This window comes from Photobacterium proteolyticum, assembly GCF_001939735.1.
Lineage (GTDB): Bacteria > Pseudomonadota > Gammaproteobacteria > Enterobacterales > Vibrionaceae > Photobacterium > Photobacterium proteolyticum.
This window is the reverse complement of sequence record NZ_MJIL01000040.1, coordinates 38715-45308: the sequence shown is the minus strand read 5'-3', so window position 1 is coordinate 45308 and position 6594 is coordinate 38715. Positions and strand designations below refer to the sequence as shown.

The 6594-nt window shown below is 41.9% G+C and carries 5 protein-coding genes; 1 reads left to right on the top strand and 4 read right to left on the bottom strand.

The features are described 5' to 3' along the window. The first annotated feature begins 407 nt into the window (after positions 1-407). A complete protein-coding gene (locus BIT28_RS01415) occupies positions 408-878 on the top strand; it encodes a hypothetical protein (protein WP_233353487.1) in 471 nt (156 codons plus the stop codon). 713 nt (positions 879-1591) lie between these two features. On the opposite strand, the gene cas6f is transcribed toward BIT28_RS01415, so the two are convergent. Genes cas6f through BIT28_RS01395 form a run of 4 tightly spaced genes read right to left on the bottom strand, consistent with a single transcriptional unit; the run spans position 1592 to position 6540 of the window. Further along, the gene (cas6f, locus tag BIT28_RS01410; protein WP_075761852.1) at positions 1592-2215 is read right to left on the bottom strand and encodes a type I-F CRISPR-associated endoribonuclease Cas6/Csy4; all 624 of its coding nucleotides are present in this window, start codon (positions 2213-2215) and stop codon (positions 1592-1594) included. Continuing rightward, complete coding sequence (gene csy3 / locus BIT28_RS01405; protein WP_075761851.1) at positions 2215-3240, bottom strand: type I-F CRISPR-associated protein Csy3; 1026 nt, start codon at positions 3238-3240, stop codon at positions 2215-2217. Before csy3 ends, cas6f begins: the two co-directional genes overlap by 1 nt. Before the next feature lie 10 nt (positions 3241-3250). Next, positions 3251-5317 carry a type I-F CRISPR-associated protein Csy2 gene (locus BIT28_RS01400; protein ID WP_083651691.1) on the bottom strand — a complete coding sequence of 689 codons (2067 nt, stop codon included), beginning with the start codon at positions 5315-5317 and terminating at the stop codon, positions 3251-3253. A 5-nt stretch (positions 5318-5322) separates the two neighbouring features. Beyond that, on the bottom strand, positions 5323-6540 hold the full coding sequence (locus BIT28_RS01395) for a TniQ family protein (RefSeq protein WP_075761849.1): 1218 nt from the start codon (positions 6538-6540) through the stop codon (positions 5323-5325). Positions 6541-6594 lie beyond the last annotated feature (54 nt).

Here is a 6594-nt window from a genome sequence, read left to right as displayed (position 1 = left end):
GGAATCGGTGATCGGTTTAAACCGGAATGAGCGATCGGATAATCCCGGAATCAGGGGTCGCAATACTCCGGAATATGCACTATGGATAAGAAACAAGCTTGATATACCAACAATCTGGCTGGATTCGCAAAATTGCATATGCTCGCATGCATCTATAACGCATATACGCCTGAATAATTGGATAGATACTAAATTTTATTATAAAACATAAGCTTAAATTTCAGAAAATATAAAGTAACACCTTTACTACCCCATTGAGTATTAATTGAACGCTAAGCTCTATCATTTCAACAACCTGAATAAGTAATTATACTATTGATTTAATACAGAACAATATCTATGGTGCCAAGGCTGTTGTAATGATAATATGTTAAACAGCTGATCTTGTTACCTTTAAGGATTCTACTTTGTCTCCTCCATTTACTGAACACCCAACTCCTCCAATGAAAATTACAGCTAAATGCCTCATTGAATATGCTTGGGACATGAACCTTCAGATTATATCAGCTGATAGTTACTTACTGAGAAGTGGATTTATTGAAGAAGCATCAGAATTAGCGAGAAAAGCGGGGGTTGATGTGCAATATCTTGACTTTAGTCGTTATGATAGTCCAGAAGAGGCATTAAAAAATCCCGACAATATGAACTTTCTTCACGCTATTGAAGATGATACTAAACCACGGTTACTCTGGTTTGATAACTGTGACAGTCTTGCTCCCTTATCATGCTCTTTAACATATTCATTGAGGAGCCAACTTACTACACGACTAACAAATAATATACAAAGCGTTTTTATTGCTAAAAAAGAAGCACTTGATCTAATGTTTAACAACTATTCTGCAGCTTTCTACCATTCAAACTTTTCCATTACTCAATAAATACCGGTTACTCCTATTCGCTAAGCTATTTTGTATTCGACTATTTCATACCAATCTCTGACGTAATGATAGCATTAAGTTGAGAATTTCTCCTGAGTAAACACCATGTATACCATCAATGATATACATGTCACCATTTTAAATGAAAATTTCCTTTTTTAAGAAATCACTTTTGAAAGCATGCGCATTAAGCTAATCTTTGAACATCATCAACTCTTCCGACACTATCAATAAAACAAATTGAAAACATAATTGAATAGCTATGTATTCTCTTCCGTCATTGTTTTAAGCACATTACAGACATAAGTAAACATTGGTTAACTGACAATCTAACAAAGTTAGAGGTCTTCGATTACCAAAAACTGTTGAGCATTTTCGAGTTTACTTGGTATATCTCACTCGCAGATATACAAACAAAACACCCCAGTAATCACTGGGGTGCCTACATTATATACTACCTTTTCGGCAGGTCTAATTTTGCCTGTTACGGATGTTCACTTCTTGGCCTTATCTCAACTGCCTATACGGCAGGTCACGTGCGTGATGTCCCTATCCCACCGTCCACACTTTTCTCAGCTGCCTATGCGGCAGGTTACTGTAAAGTTTAGTAGATATTTATTTAACTTACGGTGAATTATGGTGAAAATAACCGTTATATCCTTTTTCTTCAGCCCACATCAACCACCTAATTTTAAAGGATAATTTATCACAAGCTAAAAAAGGGGTATCACAATTTTTAACTCTGGTACGGTTCCTTCAAGCTCATCATTCGTTGCCAAACCATACTGGGAATACTGACTTGAACGTTGAGCTATATTAATATCTTTCTGAATATGAAGTAGAAACTTTGTTCCTTTACTCTTGCTTGTCATGAATGCTCGATGGAAGTGATCAACTTCTCGCTCCAATTCACACAATTGTGGTTTAAAAGCTTCCCCTCTAGCCTCCACACGACGCTTTGCCCTAGCTAGCCTTCGGCGTTTTTCACCTGCGAAACACTTAGCTACCCCTTGATTTCGTTTGAAGCGTATCTCTGGCACATCAGTTGGTACGGCTTTAACCATAGATATATCAAAGAGGTTATCCGCCTTCATGACTTTAAAGTATTGTTGCTGTTTTAGCTGCTCTAAGTGCTGCTTATTTTCTGAAACAAATGCGACACTTCGCCCTAAAGACTCTTTACACCATTGCGGAAAAGCAACCCCAATACCACCATCAATATCATTCTGCTCTGAAGACAACACACCATGCAGAATGCTAATGCATCGGCCAGCTAATAACCCATCATCGACATCATCAGGTACATATCGAATTAGAAAGTAAAAGCGGTTGCTCATCAGTTTTTACCCCGCTGAAACATACCTGCCTTGCACAGCACAGCCATGACATAATGTATTTGAGGAGGGATCTCACCACCTTTATCTCTTACGTTCCGAAGCTGCCTTATAAACACTGCGGTTAGCGTCAGCAATGAGTAAAAGTCTTGCTTCTTTACTGGATGACGGCGTGCAATAAGATAATCTCGATCAGCACCATACTCATGCGTTCTTAATCGCTTATCCGCGTCTTCATCCCACCAATCATCAATTAGATGTAACGCAGCCCCTACCTTCTCCGCATGGAAGCACGCAGCCTGATTACCATCGACACATCCCACAGTGGCGTACTGCTTTGATGACTCACCTTGTCCATGGTTATCAATAAACTTCTGACTTGGATGTAGCTCCTGACAGAACCCTGTTTTCAATGTTGCTTTGATATCTGCAAACCAATACTGCTTAGGCTCACACAGCGCCATCGCCATCTCTGAAGTTAAGTCGTTAAGCACTGCTTGTTCTTCTTCAGACCAAACAGACAGCCAATCCAAACGCCGAGCATCAACAATAACGTAACTGTTACCATTTGAGGTTTGTACATCAACCTGTGTACCAAGCGTATGCTCATTTCTCCATAACCATGTACCCAACAGAATGTTTTTACAGTAACGCCGAGCCAATTCTTGATAACCACCAACTTGAGCATAGGTTGCCGCTAACTTAGTTAAGTACCGCCTTACCTTCTCATCTTCACAGCAATCAGGTTGCAATGAGTTCGCCTCAACCCTCAGTGAAAACTCTGGGACATTTGGCGGGACATAACAGGCATCTATACATTGAGGGTTACTGTATGCAAGATCTTGGGGTGCCAAATTCTTTAGCTTCTGATTTTTATCATAGGCTTCCGTGAAACCACTTTTTGCCGCTCTGATCCTGTTAGTTTCCACTTGAATCGGCACAAAATCACACTCTGGGGCCTGGTAATAGAACACAGCCTTACCTGGAGAAAGGGAACGTATATAGTTTAAGTGTCGGCAGAGCTGCATACTGCTTACCTCAAAATACCTTTTTCATAAGCATAGCGTTATTTGCAATATCAAAGTGCCAAAAAGCTGACTGGTAAAATTGCTTACTACCTGACAGCCTAACGTTAATGGGGTTTATACACCGAACAACCCCGATACAAGGTTCAACATAACAATGAAAAGGAGTTATGCTCCCTACACGGTTCTGGGGCTCTTCAAGTGGCAGGAAACCAAGCCCGATAGGTTTTAAATCCGGCTCGCTGTCTAACCTGGTAACCAGATTATCAAACGAACTAACACCTTTATTATCAGGATAAATCCAGCACCCTCCTCGAGGTAAACGAGCTAAAACAGCAAACAATTCACTTTGGCTGAAATAAACCGACAACCAATCAGTTTGCTCAAACAATGAAGGCGGGTGAAGTGTCCCACCAGCAAATCGAGAGGGGAAAGCAGCTTGTAAAATGGTAATATCTGGTATTGAGAGCGACTCTGGTAACTGTAATTCAAACACCAAGTCCATTGTTAAATCACCATATATTCCATCAACTATTCCTGGTCGCTGTACATCTGATGCTTTATTTTGATACCTCACCTTGTCCGGTTCAGGTAACTTCTTACCTGCTTGCCGGTGGTATTGAGCAATAAACCATGCGCCTCGTTTAATTGAGCACTCACGACCAATCAATGCACTGAGCTTTCTCTGGTAGTTATGCATTACCCCTCCCAAAGCCGTTAGGGAAGGAATACCAGAAACATAGGGGTTAGAAAGTAACGATGCATCATGAACCTTCAATTGCTTAAGATGCAGGTACACACAGCTTGATTGGGACTTGATAACGGGATCTTCTGGATTCGCGATAAAGTTAAGTAGCCACTTCATCTGCTGCTTTATAGGATACAAAATATCAGGATGAAAAGCGTATTGCGCCCCTCTGTGATGATACTGTAGTGCCTTGTGAAAACGTGCATTCAAGTCACTGAGCACATCAGGCAAGCTTTTTACAGGAAGGTATAACAACTGCTCTTCCAGTGTTTCAACAGGCGAGCTGTAAGCAGTCCGAGTCTCTATACTATCCCGCCACTCCATCATCGGAGCTAACCATAATGCAAGCTGCTTTCGAACAAAACGTAATGCCGATATACGTAACTGTCGTCGCTGCCTCAGCGTTGGGGCGGGTTTCTCTCCGGCAATTCGGCATAATGCATCCAAAAAACGTTTATCTTTTATTGCCGAATAGTCAAAGACATCCTTGGTACTGCCATCTCGATATTCAGCAAATTTCCCTGATACTTTATGGGCAACAGTGGGGGGATAATTCAGTAGCCTGATATTCCCCCCTAGCGCCGCCACCAAGTTCCCAACACTAGCAGGATGGCCATGCTCAACATTGGTAGCTCTAACCTCCCGGTTAAATACCATCTTCTGTATTTGGGCTTGGACGCTATGGCTGATTACAGGAGTTAATGCGCAATAAGCCTCCTGAAATGGCACTCGGATTTGTTTGGAATACTCACTGACTTCTGACGGTAAATGGTTATAGGTATGACACTCCGAAAGATTTTCCCTCATATCTGACAACTGTTTTCTTGTCATCCCCAAAGCCTGAAACATAGCTTGCCACTCAGCAATATTATCGAGCACTACCTCAAGTAATGAGGTTTCTTGATTTTGCCAATGAAACCGTATACCGAAGAGCTTAGCGGGATTAACCTGTGAACTATTATGCGACCAACCAAAAGCTTGAGATAGATTTGAGCTACATAGAACACCATCAGCAGGCTTTTGTACTTGGGCGATTATACGTTGCCCTTTCACTCGAGAATCAGGGTACTTCACATTATGGGTATGAAACCACTGAACTTCATCAATACAGTGCTGAATGTGACTTTCGTCCATCAGCAATGATTTTGCTAATGACTTATCTAATAAGTCGCCTACTTCCTTTTTGGGCAACGTTAGGTTAATGGCGATAATCAGTAGCTGAAGCTCACAGCCTGACACATCAACCTCATCAGTGTAAGCAACCAACGTCCTTCTCAACAACTGATTGCGTTCACCTATATCTTGAACTTGCAGTAACTCCGATAAGTGCATTGGCTTCACCATGATGGAAGATAAACATCATTGGTACTGTAATCAGATGCCATACCTGACCAGCGCAGCTCCATTACATGACGCAGGAAAAACACCGCATCATTGGACGAGAGCTTTGAATGTAGTTTTAACCTTGTTACAGACTGTAAATATCCCTCTTCATAGAGTCGATAGACTTGCTCTATTGAGGTGGTTAGCAATGCGGCAGCCTCCAATACTGTTAACTTCAAATCTGCAATATTGGCCTCTTTTGTTTTCGGGTTATCGCGAACCAATTCCTGAAGGAAATCAAGTACAGCCTTAAGGACAAAGTTCTGCCGTAAATCGCGTGATGGCAATTTACGGGAAGAAACAAGCAGCTCTCCAAATACATCAGAAAAACGCGTATGGTTGAATCCTTTCACAAGCTTAACTTCTGCCTGACTCACAACCTCTTCTAAATCACGTACAAAGGCTTCAGGCCAATTTGAGAAGTACTCAACCGCTTGGTCAAACTCAGGCTCACCGAATTCATTATGAGCAATCTGATTATGCTTGATCCTTGAGTGCCAAAGTAACGCCCCTAGCCAATTGGTAATCGAAAGTGCATTCTGAGTTTCACCTTCGACAACAAGTTGGCTAATGACGATACTTTCAGGCGGTGCACTTTCAGTTCCTGCATCTCGCAGATCATAACCACAGTGGCAGTAAAGAGTTTGCTCTGATTGCTGATAATTCAAAGCTTCTTGGCAGGCAGGACAACGGAAAAGCATGCTAACGCCATGATGATGGCAAGACTGGTAGGGTTTGAAGTGCCAGTATTGGCGGATATAGGGTGATTCAGCTAAGCAAGTTGGGCATACCGGTGTGTAGCTACTTCGAATAAAACAAAGCGGAATATGTATGCCATAGCGAAACAACGCAGCTAATCTGGGCGAGAATGTTACCGCAGAGTGGAGCAAGGCATGCTGCATCAACGGCCTGGCATCACTATCAAACAGTGAATCCAAAAGCTGAAAGGCTCGCAGGCGAAACCCACTCGAATGTTTGGAGTGATAAAGGTTTATCTGACTGAGTTGGCGAGGTAACGCCCCTGCCGCTTGATGATCGTTATCAACCAACCACTCCCACAACGCACCACTAAGCAATTGAAATGATTCAAAACCATTACATTCACAGAGTCGAATCAGGAAGCTTTCGAGGGACTCATCAGGATATTGCTTATCTGGTGTAATCAGGAACATAGCCAGCCCAAACTAAGAATTACTTAGTTTAGGTATAGCAGAAATTAAGAACTG